The sequence below is a fragment of the Methylophilus sp. DMC18 genome (assembly GCF_056314005.1).
The window spans coordinates 203113-219479 of record NZ_JBQUZE010000004.1; the positions used below are offsets into that span (position 1 = coordinate 203113).

13 protein-coding genes are annotated in these 16367 nt (G+C 52.0%); 12 read left to right on the forward strand and 1 reads right to left on the reverse strand.

Annotation, left to right across the window (positions count from 1 at the left end; genetic code table 11):
- From aas to ACT53G_RS10970, 8 genes are all read left to right on the forward strand, one after another.
- Positions 1-2136, forward strand: coding sequence for a bifunctional acyl-ACP--phospholipid O-acyltransferase/long-chain-fatty-acid--ACP ligase (gene aas / locus ACT53G_RS10935; RefSeq protein WP_476169412.1), 2136 nt, complete (start codon positions 1-3; stop codon positions 2134-2136).
- Positions 2133-3455, forward strand: coding sequence for an MFS transporter (locus ACT53G_RS10940; protein WP_476169413.1), 1323 nt, complete (start codon positions 2133-2135; stop codon positions 3453-3455). The genes aas and ACT53G_RS10940 overlap by 4 nt, the downstream gene beginning before the upstream one ends.
- A gap of 1 nt (position 3456) precedes the next feature.
- Positions 3457-5064, forward strand: coding sequence for a hypothetical protein (locus ACT53G_RS10945; protein WP_476169414.1), 1608 nt, complete (start codon positions 3457-3459; stop codon positions 5062-5064).
- A 193-nt stretch (positions 5065-5257) separates the two neighbouring features.
- Positions 5258-5626, forward strand: a complete 369-nt coding sequence (locus ACT53G_RS10950) for a hypothetical protein (protein WP_194749066.1) — start codon at positions 5258-5260, stop codon at positions 5624-5626.
- A gap of 91 nt (positions 5627-5717) precedes the next feature.
- On the forward strand, positions 5718-7706 hold the full coding sequence (locus tag ACT53G_RS10955) for an LTA synthase family protein (RefSeq protein ID WP_476169415.1): 1989 nt from the start codon (positions 5718-5720) through the stop codon (positions 7704-7706).
- A 9-nt stretch (positions 7707-7715) separates the two neighbouring features.
- Positions 7716-9950 carry a lipopolysaccharide kinase InaA family protein gene (locus ACT53G_RS10960; RefSeq protein ID WP_379073993.1) on the forward strand — a complete coding sequence of 745 codons (2235 nt, stop codon included), beginning with the start codon at positions 7716-7718 and terminating at the stop codon, positions 9948-9950.
- A gap of 140 nt (positions 9951-10090) precedes the next feature.
- A complete protein-coding gene (gene pqqA / locus ACT53G_RS10965) occupies positions 10091-10162 on the forward strand; it encodes a pyrroloquinoline quinone precursor peptide PqqA (RefSeq protein WP_081624291.1) in 72 nt (23 codons plus the stop codon).
- 150 nt (positions 10163-10312) lie between these two features.
- Positions 10313-11044: a hypothetical protein gene (locus ACT53G_RS10970; protein WP_476169416.1), complete on the forward strand. Its 732-nt coding sequence runs from the start codon at positions 10313-10315 to the stop codon at positions 11042-11044.
- Between the two features lie 16 nt (positions 11045-11060).
- Here ACT53G_RS10970 and ACT53G_RS10975 read toward each other — a convergent pair whose 3' ends face one another.
- Positions 11061-11882 (reverse strand): DUF3034 family protein, encoded by an 822-nt coding sequence (locus ACT53G_RS10975; protein WP_476169476.1) that lies wholly within the window; start codon positions 11880-11882, stop codon positions 11061-11063.
- Between the two features lie 207 nt (positions 11883-12089).
- On the opposite strand from ACT53G_RS10975, the gene ACT53G_RS10980 reads away from it, so the two are divergent.
- The 4 genes from ACT53G_RS10980 (at position 12090) to ACT53G_RS10995 (ending at position 16307) form a co-directional block, all read left to right on the forward strand.
- Positions 12090-12512 carry a group I truncated hemoglobin gene (locus ACT53G_RS10980; protein ID WP_476169417.1) on the forward strand — a complete coding sequence of 141 codons (423 nt, stop codon included), beginning with the start codon at positions 12090-12092 and terminating at the stop codon, positions 12510-12512.
- 19 nt (positions 12513-12531) lie between these two features.
- Positions 12532-13119, forward strand: a complete 588-nt coding sequence (locus tag ACT53G_RS10985) for a methylamine utilization protein (RefSeq protein WP_194749061.1) — start codon at positions 12532-12534, stop codon at positions 13117-13119.
- 12 nt (positions 13120-13131) lie between these two features.
- Positions 13132-15591, forward strand: coding sequence for an EAL domain-containing protein (locus tag ACT53G_RS10990; protein ID WP_194749060.1), 2460 nt, complete (start codon positions 13132-13134; stop codon positions 15589-15591).
- A 263-nt stretch (positions 15592-15854) separates the two neighbouring features.
- Complete coding sequence (locus tag ACT53G_RS10995) at positions 15855-16307, forward strand: MarR family winged helix-turn-helix transcriptional regulator (RefSeq protein WP_194749059.1); 453 nt, start codon at positions 15855-15857, stop codon at positions 16305-16307.
- Positions 16308-16367: the final 60 nt, after the last annotated feature.

The window sequence follows — 16367 nt, forward strand, 5'->3', positions numbered from 1 at the left end:
ATGCTAGTCAGTTTATTAAGGGGTATCTGTCGTTTATTGTTCAGGGTGCGTGTTACCGGCCTCGAAAATGTGCCAAACGAAGACCGGTTGTTGATTATTGCCAACCACGAATCTTTTCTGGACGGCCTGTTGCTTGGCCTGTTTCTGCCCAAGCGGGCCACTTTTGTCGTGCATACCGGGGTGTTAAAGCATTTCTTCTTCCGGCTATGGCTGAAGATGACACCGCATTTGTCGGTGGACCCCGCCAGTCCTCTGGCGATGAAAAAAGTCATTCAGCGGCTGAATGCCGGTGAAAACGTGGTGATTTTTCCTGAAGGCCGCATCACGCTGACGGGGGCCTTGATGAAGGTGTATGACGGCCCTGGTTTTGTCGCGGCAAAAACCGGCGTCAAGATTTTGCCCGTGAGGGTAGAGGGGGCGGCGCAGTCTTATTTTGGCCGCTTGTCAGATGCGCATCCACGCAAGCTGTTGCCTAAAGTCACCTTGACCATTTTACCGCCCACCCAGATTCAGATTGAGCCGCATGGGCATCACGCGCCGTTGACGGCCAAGCAGCGCCGCCGCATAGCTGGTGAAGCCATGCGTAATATCATGCAGCACATGCTGTTCAAGACGCAGCGCAGCACCACCCTGTTTGAAGCCATGCTGGATGCCATGGATAAATATGGTGCCAAAACGCGCATCATCGAAGACATGAACCAGGTCGAAGAGACGTATCAGGAAGTGCTCAAACGCAGCCTGGCGCTGGGCCGCATTGCCACCAAAGTCAGTCAGCGGGATGAGGCGGTTGGCGTGTTGATGCCGAATATCACCAATACGCTGGCTTTGCTATTAGGGATGACCGCGTTTAGGCGTGTCCCGGCCATGCTCAATTACACCGCAGGGGCAGAGGGCATGCGTAACGCCTGTATTGCCGCCAATGTCCGCACCATTATCAGTTCGCGAAAGTTTATTGAAGCCGCCAAGCTTGAAGACACCATCGCCAAAATGAGTGATCTGAATATTGTGTATCTTGAAGACTTGCGTGCCCAGTTTGGCATGCTGGATCGCGCCTGGCTCATGGGCTATGCCTTGCATTATCCGCGTGCCGCCATGGAGCCCGCGACAGAAAACGACACCGCAGTCATCCTGTTTACTTCCGGCTCCGAGGGCAAGCCCAAAGGCGTGGTGCATAACCATAAAAGTATTGTGGCGAATACGCACCAGATTCTGGCCATGCTGGATTTCAATCCTACTGATAAATTCATGATGGCATTGCCACTGTTTCATGCCTTTGGCTTTACCGGCACCTTGTTGCCTTTCCTGAATGGCATCCCGATTTTGCTGTTCCCGTCGCCCTTGCAATATAAATTGATCCCGGAAGTCATTTATGACAAGGGCTGCACCGTGTTTTTCTCTACCAGCACCTTTCTGGGCAATTATGCGAAGTTTGCGCACCCCTATGATTTTTACAAGTTGCGCGTGGTGTTTGCCGGGGCTGAAAAACTCAATGAAGAAGTGCGCAAAATCTATCACGAAAAATTTGGTATCCGCATCCTCGAAGGCTATGGCACGACCGAATGTGCCCCAGTACTCGCGGCAAATACGCCGATGGCGAATCGCCATGGCACGGTAGGCCAGTTTTTCCCGGGGATCGAATACCGTTTGGAGCCGGTGCCAGGCATCGAAAAAGGCGGCTTGCTCTATGTCAAGGGCGACAACATCATGCAGGGCTACTATCTGTATGACCAGCCTGGCGTCCTGGTTTCGCCCAAGGATGGCTGGTATGAAACCGGCGATGTGGTAGAGGTCGATACCGAGGGGTTTATCCACATCAAGGGCCGGGTGAAACGCTTTGCCAAAGTGGCCGGTGAAATGGTCTCGCTCGAAGTCGTCGAGAAAATCGCCCATACCGCCGCACCCGAGCATCAGCATGCCGCGACGACGGTCGCCGATGCCAGCCGTGGCGAGAATATCGTGCTGTTCACCACCGATGCCAGACTCAAGCGTGAGGATTTGCAGATTGTGGCCAAAAACCTTGGCTCCCCAGAAATCGCCATTGCCCGTAAGTTGGTGGTGGTGGAGCAGATTCCGGTATTGGGGACGGGTAAAACTGACTACGTCACCCTCAAACAAATGGCGGAAAAAGCGGCATGAAGAGTCCTTTCCAATTACTAAGCCAACAGCGGTTTGGCCCTTTTTTCTGGACGCAGGGTCTGGGGGCGTTTAATGACAATGTGTTTAAAACCGCATTGATTACGCAGGTGGCGTTTAATACCGCCAGCCTGACCACCCTGGATGGCAAGATGCTGGCAACTTTGTTGCCCGGCCTGTTTATCCTGCCGTTTTTCCTGTTTTCGGCGTCGGCCGGGCAATTGGCGGATAAATACGAAAAGTCGCAGTTGATCCGCTGGGTAAAACTATTGGAGATTGGCATCATGCTGTTTGCAGGCATCGGCTTTTTAAGCCGCAGCCTGGTCATGTTGGCCCTGGCCCTGTTTTTAATGGGGGTACATTCAACCCTGTTTGGTCCAGTGAAATATTCCTACCTGCCGCAACATTTGCAAGTGAACGAGTTGACCGCGGGCAATGGCCTGGTCGAGATGGGCAGTTTTGTCGCCATTTTGCTGGGGCAGGTATTGGGGGCGTGGTTAGGCAGTTTGGAGCAACATGCCTTGTTCACCAGCTTGAGTGTGCTGTTGATTGCGATTTCCGGCTATCACTTGAGCCGCAGCATTCCGCTTTCTCCGCCACCGGTGCCCGAGATCCAGGTGAACTGGAACCCCGTGACCGAGACCATCAAGAACGTACGGACCTTTTGGGCGCAGCAAACGTTGTGGGTCGCGATTGTTGCGATCTCCTGGTTCTGGTTTTTTGGCGCGACCTTGCTGGCGCAATTTCCCAACCTGGCCAAGCATGTATTGCAGGGCACGGAGCGTGACTTTATCAGTCTGTTATCGATCTTTTCGGTGGGGGTAGGCGTCGGTTCTGTCTGGTGTGAAAAGCTCTCCAAAGGCAAACAGGAGCTAGGCTTGGTCATGCTGGGGGCGGCTGGCATGTCTGTGTTTGCCTGGGATTTTGCCCATGTGACCGGCGATATCCAGCAGCAGTTATTGGCACATCCGGGCCTGACTTTGCATCGCTTGCCTGGCTGGAGCGATGACCGCATGTTGCTGGATGTGGCTTTGCTCGGCATTTGTGGCGGCTTGTATATTGTGCCCTTGTACGTGTTGCTACAGAGTCGCGCGCAACCGGGCTATCAATCCCGTGTGATTGCGTCTAACAACATCATGAATGCACTGTTTATGGTGCTCTCTGCCGGATTTTCAGTCTTGCTGTTTGGCATGGGTGTCAGCATCCCGCAGTTGTTTGGTATCACGGCCATGCTCAATGTGCTGGTGGCAATTTATTTGTGCTGGCGCCAGCCGGAATATTGGGTCAGTGTGTGCAATTACTTGCGTGTTTGGGAGCGATAGCATGCGGCGTATGGTTGGGGTCGGATTTGGATTCGGCATCGGCCTGATGTCGTCGTTTGTTCATGCGGAGTCCGAAGTGGATAAATTAGGCCCCTATTCCAGCACGCAATTTCAAACGATGCAGTGGGCTTGCCAGCACTGCCAGACGTTGCCGCAAACCTTATGGTATTTCCGCCATGAGACGTTTTCTGTCCCGGCTGATGGCGAGCCAGTAACACGCATCGACACCCAGATGCGTGGAGTCGAGGATGGTGCGGCACTCAATCCTGTGGCTTTACCGTCACTGGTCTGGACCGGCGCAACTCAACGCTGGTCAGAAATGACGCTAACCGCTGCAGGCAGTTCGGTCTCAACCGCAACAGGGGAGCGCTTCCATTTTAAATTGGTTCCCAAACTTGCCAGTAACCGATCTTACTGGAATGCGGATACGAGTGCTTATTTAAGCCAGTCCAAACTGTGGATACGCGGTGAGTTAGAGGGCGAGACCTTGACGGCGCGCACCGTATGGCCACATGCGTTTAAGCTTGATTTAACCGCTGACCCGCAACCGTTGCAAAAGGATGAAACCTTGCAATCCTTGGTACAGTTTGCCAACGGGGGTGCCCGCAGCCCTTATCAAAGCCGACTGTTATGGGAGAAGTCGCCAGGCCTGGCGCAACAGTCGTCAGGCAAAACCGCCGTCGGTATTTTGCTCAATGGTGCACAGGGCGATGATGATGAGGCCCATGGCGGTCACTTTGCCTTGGCTACCGGGATCGTCGGTGCGCAAGGCGAATATGCAAACTGGTTGGTTAATAACTACTATAACCTAGCCATCAATAGTGAAAAGGGCATCATTGCCGGGGTCACGCCTTTCGATAAATACATGGGCGATCTCAATAGTGGGCAAGCATTTTACCGGCCATCTTATATGCTGGTCGCGGTGTTCAGTCAGCCGACGATTCCTCTGCAAGTCCAGGCATTGAATAACCGGGTCATGCAGCATTTTTACCACAATGACTTTGTCTATGATCACGCCAGGGATAACTGTGCTGGCATCAGCATAGATACTTTACGCCAACTGGGCTGGCAAGTGCCCCGGCGAGGAGTCGAGAGCCTGCTCAAGGCCAGTGCCGCTTACTGGTATGTGGCTGCCACGCAGCAGAGTCTGCAAAAAGGCCGTGCCATTTATGATTACCTGAATACTGAAATGACTCGGCTGTTTCCTGCGGTAGCATTTGACGCCATCGGGCATGACCTGCTCAATATGGCTCAAACTGGTGACCGGTCCACATTAACTTCACCGCGTATGGCGCCTCTGGCCGATCAGCTTGAAGCCATTTACTTTGTACGTATTCCGCAAATTCCATCCAGCCGTGAGTTTGGTCTCGCGCCTGTATATAGCTTTGCCGAGTATCTGCAACAAGCGCCAGCGGATCGCAGCCAATGGAAAGTGATTCCAGTGACGCCAAACCGGTTGCCGGCGTCTTTAAAAGAGGGGCTTGCGCGTCAGCCGCAAGCTGTGAGTCTGATTCCATTGCCTGCAATCCTATGTTTGCTTAGTGTGATCGGGGTCTTGGTGCTGTTGGGCATGCAGATGGTGAGATGGTTAAAACACAGAAAACGTTAAGGCATAAAAGGGCAGATGGCCTGGCTAATGCGTGTATAGGCCATGGGCCTGGCTGGCGAACTTGAATTCCCGGCTGAGCGGAGGCGGGCTCTCTGGATCAGCATACTCAAACACGCAGGACGGTTTGCAACTTTTAACGCCTCCGTTGTCACACTTATCATTAAAACAAGCCATTCATTCAGAGGAGTGTGACATGCAAGTTGCGATGAACCGCAAGCTGATACTAACCGCCATCATTTGTTTATTGCTGTATCAGGTAGGGACCTGGATTACGATCGTTGCCGGGGCTATCTGGGGTGCCGGGGCTGCCATTATTGTGGCGCTGGTCACATTTTTTTGTGCGCGTTTGGCCAAACGCGGGGCAAGCAGCACGGTTTGGTTTCTGATTCCCACGCTGTTATTCACGGTCGTACCTTTGTTGGCTAAAGGCTGGAGCCTGTTCACCAGCCAGACCGGCATGGTGGATATGCTGGTGGATTTAGTGCCTTTGCTGGTGGGCTTTGTGATCCCGGTCGCTTTGCTGTCCATGGTCTACCTCGATTTACGTAAAAAATCCTTTTAATCGCACATCTGCAGGCGGATGCTTGCCGGTAGGGCCATAAACGAGATAACCCGTTATAATTCCAAGCTTGATTCAAACAGATTAAGCCTTTATGCAACCTATCTATTTCGGCACGCCTCGCCCGTCTTCAAAACTGTGGAGATTTGCCCACTGGTTTGGCCCTTATGCACCGCTGATTGTCATGTTTATCAGTGGGCTGGTCTTGCTTTCTCTCACTCGCCTGGGGCTGGTGATCTGGAAGTGGGAGCGCGTACAGGCGACCGGTGAACTGTGTCAGATCTTGCTGCAGGGCGTGCGTGTGGATGTCATTCAGCTTGGTTTGCTGGCCTTGATCCCGGTGTTAGTGTCGCCGGTGCTGGCGACCCGTGGCCTGTTCAAGGTTTGGCGCCGATTCACCTTTTGGTGGGTGTTGTTGTCATTGGTGTTATTGGTGTTTTTAGAAGCGGCCACGCCAGGATTTATTCTTGAGTATGATGTCCGCCCCAACCGCATCTTTGTCGAATATCTCAAGTATCCGCATGAAGTGTTTGGCATGTTGTGGCAAGGCTTTAAAGTCGAACTGTTTTTTGGCTTGGCCATGAGCTTGGTGGCTGTTGCACTGGTTGCGCGTTTATTGAAACCCTGGCGTCAAGCCGAGCCTAAATGGAATAATTTGGCGGTATGGCTGGTCTGGCCATTATTGCTGGTGTTGACGATTTTCGGCATCCGCTCTAGCCTGGGCCACCGCCCGGCCAATCCGGCCTTGTTTGCCATTACCCAGGACAGCATGGTCAACAGCCTGATTTTAAACTCAAGCTATTCGGTATTTTATGCCGCCTACAGTTTGCAGCATGAGGCAAAATCCAGTGCCATTTACGGCAAACTGCCGCGCGAAAAAATCTTTGCCTTGACCGGTGCGCAAGATACCGATATCCCGACCCTGACCACGCTGACACCCAGTGTGCAGCGAGACAAACCATTGAACCTGGTGATTTTGCTGCAAGAGAGTCTGGGCGCAGGCTTTGTCGAATCTCTGGGCGGCAAGCCGGTGACGCCAAATCTGGAAAAGCTCAAAGCTGAGGGCATCTGGTTTACGCATCTGTATGCGACCGGGACGCGCTCGGTGCGCGGGATTGAGGCGGTCGTTACCGGTTTTCAGCCGACGCCGTCAGACAGTACCGTCAAGCTGGACTTGAGCCAGAAGAACTTTTTTACGCTGGCTTCGCTATTGTCCAAACGTGGTTACCTGACCGAGTTTATTTACGGGGGGGAATCCCATTTTGACAATATGCGCAGTTTTTTCATGGGCAATGGTTTTCAGCAGATCACGGACCAACCGGATTTCATCAATCCGGTGTTTGTTGCCAGCTGGGGGGCTTCTGACGAAGATTTGCTCAACAAAACGCATGAGCAGCTGATGGCACACCACGCCAGCGGCAAGCCGTTTTTTACACTTGCGTTCAGCTCGTCTAACCACGCACCCTTTGAGTTCCCGGATGGGCGTATCGAGCTGTATGAGCAGCCCAAGGCGACTGACAACAATGCAGTGAAATATGCCGACTACGCCATCGGCGAGTTCTTTAAAAAAGCCAAAGCCAGCCCTTATTGGAACGATACCGTGTTTTTGATTGTGGCCGACCATGACATTCGCGTGCGTGGCGATTCGCTGGTGCCGATCGAACACTTTCATATCCCGGCGTTGATTCTGGGCGGGGCGGTGCAACCTAAAACCGTTGAAGCAATTGCCAGCCAGATTGACCTGCCGGTGACCGTGTTGTCACTGATGGGCATAGACGCCAAGCATCCGATGACCGGGCATGATTTGTCCAATGTGAGCGCTGACTATCGTGGTCGCGCCATGATGCAGTACAACTACAACTTTGGCTGGATGCAGCAAACTGGCCCAACGGTCGCAGATAACGAAGTGGTGGTGTTGCGTGAGGGCAAGGCGCCTGCCTTTGGTCACTACAATCCACTCAGTAAGCAGTTGCAGAATACCGCACCGCCAGCGGATGCCGCGGCATTGGCTGAACGCGCCCTAGCTAACAGCCTGTTGCCTGCCTTGTTGTATCAAGAGCAGCGTTATCGCTTGCCAGAGTAAGGGCTGACTTTGAAAAAACAACCCTCCATGCTGACCCGACAGGTCATTCTTGATGGCTTGAAATATCTGGCCACAGGTGGTTTCTGGCTCAAACACAGCCACTTACCAAAACTCGACCATGCCATCCCTGACGACTTTATCGGGATCTGTGTCGCGAGTAATCAGGATCCTGCCACAGATGATTACGTCTTGACGCAATTGCAGATGCTGGGTGTGACCAGGGTACGGCTGGATATCAGCGATGATGATGCACGCCCCCATCAAGAGCGTTTTTTGCGCCGTTTGTTAGCGGCTGGCCTCTCGGTGACCTTGCATGTGGTGCAGCCATTTGCCGCGGCAAGAAATATGCGCGACGCCAGTGTGCAGCAAGCGTGGGCAACTTTTGTGTCTGAGCTATTGCAAGCCTATGCGGGACGCATTGCGGCGCTGGAGATTGGTAACACGGTCAACCGCAAAAAATGGGCGGGCTATGACATGCCTGGCTTTATGTTAGCCTGGCAGCTGGCTTACGATCTGGCCAGACAATATCAGGTGCGGGTGGTGGGCCCGAATGTGCAGGATTTTGAGCCGCTGTATAACGTCAGTCTGCTGAAAACGCTGGCTCAGACCCGGCGCTTGCCCGATGTGCACAGCAACAACCTGTTTGTGGAACGCGTGATTGAGCCCGAGCTGTCCGATGAGCGCATTTTCAAATATCAGTGGACCCGACACCTCAAGTTTAACCTGATCAAAAAAGCCCGTTTGTTGCAAAAAGTGGGGGAAGATTTTGGTGTACCTGCGCTGGTGTCGCCGGTGGCCTTCTGGGCGATTTACCGCATCAAACGCCACTTGCCGGATGGCGCGCAAAAACAGGCCGATTACGTCGCACGCTACTTTACTTTGTTGGCCGCCTCTGGCGCTTTGCAGCACGCAAACTGGGGCGCCTTCATTTGTCACCGTGAAGGCTTGATCGATGATGGCCTCAAGGATGCAGAGTATCCGGCACTGGAGCGCGTCGCCTATTACAAATCGGCCGATGGCCAGCGCGAACACTATCAGCACAGACCCAGTTTTGCGGCATTTAAAACGGCATGCGACTGGCTGAACGGGGCGCACTATATTGCGCCTGTGAGTACCGGCCATGGACTCGAAATCCACGAATTACAGCAGCATGGGAAAACCGTGCATATCGCCTGGACCGTCAACGGTCAATGTGCAGTGCTCGACCAAGTCTATTCCCCGCATTGCTTGCAGCTCGCGCAAATCTTTGACCGTGACGGCCGGCCGGCACCAGACCGGCAATTAGTGACCGAGTCACCGGTGTATCTGGTGTGGCCAGAGCCGGACCAGATGCTGCTGCGTACGGCGCAACCTGCCTTGAGTGGCACGGTGATTCATGCGCATATAGGCGGTAAGCAGTATTTTCCGGTACATGAAGGCGATTGGCGCGGCTTGATTCTGGCCAAGGATGCGGAAGAAGCCAGACAATTATGGCAGGCCTGGCATCCGGAAACGCTGACTCCGCCTGCCAAACAGCAGGCGTTGCGCCATGCCAGAAATGCGATTTGGTCCTTGCCTGATCCGAGAACTCCCGGTCAGCAAGTGACTGTGAAAAAACCGGTGCGCATGTATTGGCATAAAACGCTACTGGACAGATTTAAACCCAGCAAAGCCAAGCGCAGCTGGAACGGGGCGATGGAATTGCTGCGGCGAGGCGTGGGTACTGCCATGCCTGTCGCATTCATCGAGCATACGCATGACACCACATTGCGCCGCAATTTTTATATCTGTGATTTTGTGCCGCATCAGTTTGCCATTTCCAAGGCGTTTTTGGCTTTTCGCGAGGGCGCGACCGAATACGAGGGCCTGACTGCCGAGCATTTGTATCAGGCCTTTGCCCGGTTTTGCCTGCATATGCACCATTCGGGGATTTATTTCCGCGACTTTTCCGGGGGTAATATTCTGGTGCAGCGTGAAGGGGATCAGTTACAGTTTGTGCTGATAGACACCGCCCGCTTGCATGCGACGCCGAGAGCGACGCCGATGTCAAATCGTCTGGCCGACTTGACGCGCGCCTTGAACAAACTGCATTGGGAAGGCCGCAAGCAGTTTTTGCAAATATATCTCGGCATGAGCGGTCGCCGCCTGAGCTGGCAGTTTTTATGGCCGTTTTACGTCTATGACTTCAAGGTGAGCCTCAAGCGCACCATCGGCCGCAAAGGCATCAGCAAATTGTTGCGCCAGATCAAGTCACGGGCTGATTAAGGGGTATATCAGGCGATACTCATGAAAATCATGAACGCATGTTGCGCAGTTTAATCACGACAATCTTTTAGCCGAGTTTTAATATGGTCACACGTTGATAGCAACTGCTAAGACGAATTTAGGATAAAGGAGAAATGACTATGTGGACTAAACCAGCTGCTACCGAAATGCGTTTCGGCTTTGAAGTAACTATGTACGTTATGAACAAATAATTTGTTCCTGATGGCATGAACGGGCGCTTTAGCGCCCGTTTTCATTTCCGGCTACTCTGTTATCTTGATAAAAGATGCCGCACAAAACTTTTCTGGTCAAGCCTGCTCAAATGCCAGAATCATTTGAGAGAATTCACTATGCCTGGCCTTATGAAATGCCTGACTCAAATCTGCTCCACCCTGGGGTTATGGATGGTCCATGCCACCGTCATTGCCTGTCCGGATGATCAGTCTTTAAAAACGCTGGCAGACAAGGAAATGCATTACATGCTGCAGCGTATCCCACCTGCATTTGCGGATGCAGTGGCTGATCAGCAGGTCAGTGGCAGCATGTCCGTCACCACGACGCAACCTTGTCAGATCCACTGGCAGTTACAATTGCCAGCGGCAGACCTCGCCGAAGCACACGCCTTGTTGCAAGCCGATCCGGCCAAGCAAATCATGTTGGCTGCGCAAGGCTATCAAGTACCTGAGACGACAGACAATCAGGCTGATTTTAGTCTAGATGCGGCCAGCTTGCAGCCGCTGCATCGCGATACCTTGCAGACTGCGCCACTGGGTAAATTGCGCGCCAGCGTGGAACTCATGTATGCGATGTTGACCCAGGCCAGGGCCGATGCAGTATCCACGCCCAAGCCCTGGACGGGTGCGGATCAGCAGGCACTGAAGCAGACTTGCCAGCAGCGCTACCATGCCGACGATATGACGCAGGCCTGCGACTGCTATGCACTCGGTCTTGCGCAAAAGTATAGTTACCGGCAAGTGCGTTACAACCACTATCTTTTGACCAATCCGTATGCCTTTGCGACTGGCAATGGTGCGGCTTACAAGCAACTGGACAAAGCCTTGCAGGCGACATGCGGTCTGCAGACGCTCAAATAATGACTTGTGGGTTCACTTAGTAATTTAACTGGCCTGACAAGTACCAACCGGTCTGGTCGTCCTTGTTGGCGATTCTGCCCAAATCAATATAGGCGCCAGTGATAGACATGTTGCGGTGCGGAAACCAGGTCATGAAAATATCGTGCGCACTGTTTTCTTTGTATACCGACAGGTTGTTCGGTTTATCGCGATATTCAGTGCCGATGAGCCAGTTATCCGAAAGCATGATCGCTGCCGAGACGGCTGGCAGGATACGATAGCGGTCATGCCGGTCCCCGCCAAATCCCAAGAGGCCAAACTGGTTGGCTTTACTGGCATGCAGATTGGCATTGATGAGCAAGTTGTAGCCATTCAGCGCACCCAAAAACAGCTTGCTGGTGGCCACATAATAATCAATGCCATCGCGATCTTTGGCGCCCAGCTCCTTGGGCACAAAGTGGTAGTCCTCGTTATATTTGTATTGGGCCCCCACCGAGATTTGTGGCAGCCAGCTGTCCTGTTCATAGACGGCGTCGCCTATCAGGCGTAATTTTATGCCTAATGTGTTCAGGCGGACTTCCTCGCCAGGCACCGTATCGCTCAAGCCGAACCGCGCCTGGCTGGCACTGAGTTCGATGCGATTGAAAGCACCAATCGCGATCCCAGAGGTATTTAATTTAAAGTCGCCCTTGGTTTGTGCATGCGTATAAAACACCGAGCCGCCAATTTGTTTGTCTGTGCCATAACCGCTAATCACAGCCCAAGGCATCAAGCCACCGCCTGCCGCCCCCTCAATCTGGGTGACGCCACCGGTCGCTAACAGGCGATCGCCTGCGTTGGCTACGAAAGGCAAGGTCATTGCTGTTGCCACTGCAATGCAGCCGATCAGAAGGGGAGAAGAATGCATGGTAACGCTTTCAAAATTTGATCGAATAGCATCATTATCTCGTTTTCGCGATAAGAATCATTGCGAAAATAGCGATTGATTTGATTGGCTTTTTCATGGTTTCAAACTTTTTAAGCTCACGTAATATGCTGATAGTGTGGCAATTTAACGGAGGAAGAAATGCGAAGGTTGATCTGGATTAGCTTGTTGCTGTGCATGGCGGGGTGTCCCGCCCAGCCCAAGCCTGATGCAAGCTTGTTCAGCCGTATCGGCGGCCTGCCGATGCTGAGCCGCTTGTCGAATCAAACTTTGGATATTGTCAGCAAGGATCCACGTACAGCCCGCTCATTTGAAGGGGTGAAAATGGTCACGCTTAAACAGAGTCTGACCAATTTTTTATGTGTTAAAACTGGCGGGCAATGTGAGTATGAGGGCGAAACCATGAAAAATGCGCATGCCGATGCCCATATCACCATGGCAGAATTCGAAATTATGGTTGAGGTATTGCGGGAGCGCATGGATATCAATGGCGTAGGCACCAAAGAAAAGAATGAGCTGTTGAAGATACTGGCGCCCATGAAGCGGGACGTGGTCAGTGATTAAGCTTGCAAAGGATAAGAAGATGCGTTTTTTGAGCAGGCCGCTGCTTGGCGCAGGACTCTGGTTACTCTGTCTGGGGCTGTCTGCGCACGCCGCGGAAGTGACGCTCACTGTGACTGATGCTGCGGGCCGGCCGGTCACCGATGCGGTCGTCGCGTTTTATGACAAGAAAACCCCGGCAATCAGTCCAGCCCCTGGCAAGATCGTGCAAAAAAACAAAATGTTTAACCCCAAGGTAACCGTAATCCAGACCGGTACCAAGGTGAATTTTCCGAATGAAGATACGGTGAGGCACCATGTCTATTCATTTTCACCTGCCAAAAAATTCGAGCTGAAGTTGTATTCCGGCGTGCCAACGGACCCCGTGTTGTTTGATCAGGCGGGATTGGTGACATTAGGATGCAACATTCATGATTCTATGGTAGGGTATATTTATGTCGTCGATACCCCGTTTTTTGTCAAAACGGACGACCAAGGCAAGGCCATGATCAAGCTCAGTGATGGTCAATACAGTTATCAAGCCTGGCTACCAGGACAAAATAAACCTGGTACAGAACAAAAGGTAAATATTGAAGGGGCCGCAACCGAGCTGAAAATTGCGCTTCCCTAACATTCTCACTGCATGATCCAGTTCAAACACATTCGTTCGCGAATTGCTTTTACATTCTTAACCGTGGTCATTGCCATTCAGTTGGCAGGTCTGGTTCCGCTTAAATACGCCCTGGTAAAACATGCCAACCGCCTGGCCGAAGAGCAGATGGAGGTCGGCGAACGGGTATTTGTCAATTTGCTGCAACACAACACGCAAAGTCTCAAACAGGCGACGCAAGTGTTGGCCGCGGATTATGCCTTTAGGGAAGCCGTTGCCACCAACGATGCGGAAACGATTGCCTCCGCACTGGAAAGCTACCAGGGCCGCATCCATGCTCAGGTCGCCTATTTCGTCAGTCAAGATGAAGCGATGGTCATCGGCACCCAGGAAAGCGAGTCTGCCATTTCTGGCAGTGCGGCCCATCAGGAGTTTGTACAGGCCATTATCGAGAATCAAACCGGCACACTCAAGTTTGAACTGGTGGATGGCAAACCTTATCAGTTGATTGCCGTGCCGGTTAAAGCACCCGAAGTGATCGGCTGGGTAGTGATGGGGTTTGCCGTGGATAACCGCCTGGCCGCGCAAATCAAGCAACTGACGCACCTGGATGTCACCTTTGTACAAAAAACCCATCAGCACGATTGGGCGCTGGTTACGGGGACTGCCAACCACGAACTTTCAAACCTGCTGGTCAAAACCGTTTCCGATGTGTATGCGCAGAAGCTGTCTTTACACAAGGTCGACCTGGATGGCATTACCTACCATCTTAAAATACGTTCCTTGCATGAAACCAAGGATGAAGCTTTGCTGGTGGTGCTGCAGGGCTCGGTAGAACCTTACCTGCAGGATTTGAACACGCTTTTTAAAGTGATGATTTTCCTGACCTTGCTTGGTGTGGTCATTTTCGCTGCCTTGATCTGGTATGTTTCGCGCAAAACTACCGAACCGATTGCGACGCTGGTTAAAAATGCCGATGACATTGCCATGGGCAATTATGACAAGCCAATTCAGGTGACCAGTACGGATGAGATCGGATTGCTGGCAACCGCCCTCAACAGCATGCGTGAAGCGGTGTTGCAACGCAGCTTGCGCATCCAGCGGCTGGCATTTAATGATGAGCTGACTGGTCTTTCCAACCGCCTGGCATTTACCCAAGGCGTACATCAGGCCATGCTGGCCCATGCCCAGAGCAATGCCAAGCTGAGTATTCTGGTCATCAATATTCACCGCTTCAAGCCTATCAACAAAACGCTAGGTCGGGATTTTGGCGATGATTTGCTGCGCCACGTCGGTCAGGTGCTCAAACAGCATGTATTGAGTGAGCAAGACATGGTGGCGCGCCTTGATGCTGATGAATTTGCCGTGTTGTTACAGCATGCCGATCAGGCGCAAGCCACCCGCTTTGCAGATGCCATCCAACAGGTATTTGAGCAACCGGTGCAGGTGCAGGGCCAAGCCATTGATGTACAGGCGGGCATGGGGATTGCGCTGTATCCCGAACATGGCATGGACGAAGAATCTTTACTCAACCACGCCGAGACGGCACTGCAAGAATCCAGACTCAAAAAGACGCCCTGGATTGTCTACAATACCTCGCTGGAAATTGACCAGTCCGAGACATTGACCCTGATCTCTGACCTTAAGGAAGCCATCCAGCAAAACCAGTTATTGCTCTACATCCAGCCCAAGGTCGATGTCTCGACCCGCCGTGCGCTGGGCGGTGAAGCCCTGATTCGTTGGGTGCATCCGCAAAAAGGCATGATTTTCCCTGACCAGTTTATTCCGTTTGCAGAACAGACCGGTATTATCAGTGACCTCACGCAATGGATGTTGCGCCGCGCCTGTGAAGCGTTGGCGGATTTCAAAAAACAAGGCTTGCATATCAGCCTGGCGGTGAATCTTTCAACCCGTGACCTCAACAACATGGAGTTGCCGCAACAGATTGCCGATTTGTTGGCCGCACATGGCTTGACCACCAAATCACTCAAGCTTGAAATCACCGAAGGCAGCTTGATGCAGGATCCTGAGCGGGCGGAAATTGTCGTGCGCAAACTGGCGGCTATGGGATTGCATCTGGCCATTGATGACTTTGGTACCGGCTACTCCTCGCTGGCTTATTTGCGTCAACTGCCGGTGCAAGAACTTAAAATTGACCGCTCATTTGTCATGTTTATGGATAAAAACGCCGGCGATGCCAGCATCGTGAAATCGACCATCGATCTGGCGCACAACCTGGGCTTGATCGTGGTGGCCGAAGGCATAGAAAACGAACTGGTGCTCAACCAGTTGGCCAAGCTCGGTTGCAATGAGGGGCAAGGCTACTTTATTGGCAAGCCCATGCCAGAAAAAGACTTTTCGATCTGGCTCGAGCGCTGGCAAGGTCAAAACGACATAGACATTGATATCGGCGATGATTTTAACTATGCCGTCAATCCGCTCGATATCGAGCCGGCGCCTCAAGACCCCTACACGCTGGATAACCTCAATTAATTCAATGCTACGCACCAGGCCTTGATTTCAAGGCAACTGGCCTATCTATAAGAATTATTTATCGATTGAATTAAATAATTCAATTTTATTTAAAAATAAAAGCGTTTTATCATGCACTTCATACATGAAAGGAGCGCAAGATGAGCCAAATCAGAATGCACAAGAAAGCCAACTTCATCATTCACTACATGATGCAGTGGCTGAACAAATAAGATTAAAAAGTTGTTGAAAATATAATAGCACGCGATTTATAATCGCAGTATATGAATAATTCTGCATCAACCCAAACGCCATTGCTTAATGAGCAGTTATGTTTTTCTGTGTATTCGCTGTCGCTGGCGATTAACAAAGTATATCGCCCACTGCTCAAAACGCTGGAATTAACCTATCCGCAGTATTTGGTCATGATGGTGTTATGGGAGAGCGATCAGCGTACCGTCAGTGATATTGGTGAGCAATTGTTTCTGGATTCGGCAACGCTGACCCCTTTGTTGAAAAGGCTGGAAGCTGCTGAATTTTTGCAGCGTGTGCGCTCGACCGAAGATGAAAGGCAAGTGATTATCTGCCTGACGCAGACCGGCCGTCAGCTGAGGCTCAAGGCCGCCGGGATTATGGATGACATGTTGTGTGCCATGGGCTGTTCATTGCAAGAGGTCGGTGAGTTACGCGAGCGCTTAAACGCGCTGCGCAACCATTTGATTCAGCATCAAGCGTAGTAAACATAAACAAATGGTTTATGGTGTTTTAAGTAGTGTGCGATTTAATTTTAAACAATA

Bases quoted from the DNA above. Each gene is read 5' to 3' on its own strand.
- aas (WP_476169412.1), top strand. From the start codon at position 1: ATGCTAGTCAGTTTATTAAGGGGTATCTGTCGTTTATTGTTCAGGGTG.
- ACT53G_RS10940 (WP_476169413.1), top strand. From the start codon at position 2,133: ATGAAGAGTCCTTTCCAATTACTAAGCCAACAGCGGTTTGGCCCTTTT.
- ACT53G_RS10945 (WP_476169414.1), top strand. From the start codon at position 3,457: ATGCGGCGTATGGTTGGGGTCGGATTTGGATTCGGCATCGGCCTGATG.
- ACT53G_RS10950 (WP_194749066.1), top strand. From the start codon at position 5,258: ATGCAAGTTGCGATGAACCGCAAGCTGATACTAACCGCCATCATTTGT.
- ACT53G_RS10955 (WP_476169415.1), top strand. From the start codon at position 5,718: ATGCAACCTATCTATTTCGGCACGCCTCGCCCGTCTTCAAAACTGTGG.
- ACT53G_RS10970 (WP_476169416.1), top strand. From the start codon at position 10,313: ATGAAATGCCTGACTCAAATCTGCTCCACCCTGGGGTTATGGATGGTC.
- ACT53G_RS10975 (WP_476169476.1), bottom strand. From the start codon at position 11,882: ATGACCTTGCCTTTCGTAGCCAACGCAGGCGATCGCCTGTTAGCGACC.
- ACT53G_RS10980 (WP_476169417.1), top strand. From the start codon at position 12,090: ATGCGAAGGTTGATCTGGATTAGCTTGTTGCTGTGCATGGCGGGGTGT.
- ACT53G_RS10985 (WP_194749061.1), top strand. From the start codon at position 12,532: ATGCGTTTTTTGAGCAGGCCGCTGCTTGGCGCAGGACTCTGGTTACTC.
- ACT53G_RS10990 (WP_194749060.1), top strand. From the start codon at position 13,132: ATGATCCAGTTCAAACACATTCGTTCGCGAATTGCTTTTACATTCTTA.
- ACT53G_RS10995 (WP_194749059.1), top strand. From the start codon at position 15,855: ATGAATAATTCTGCATCAACCCAAACGCCATTGCTTAATGAGCAGTTA.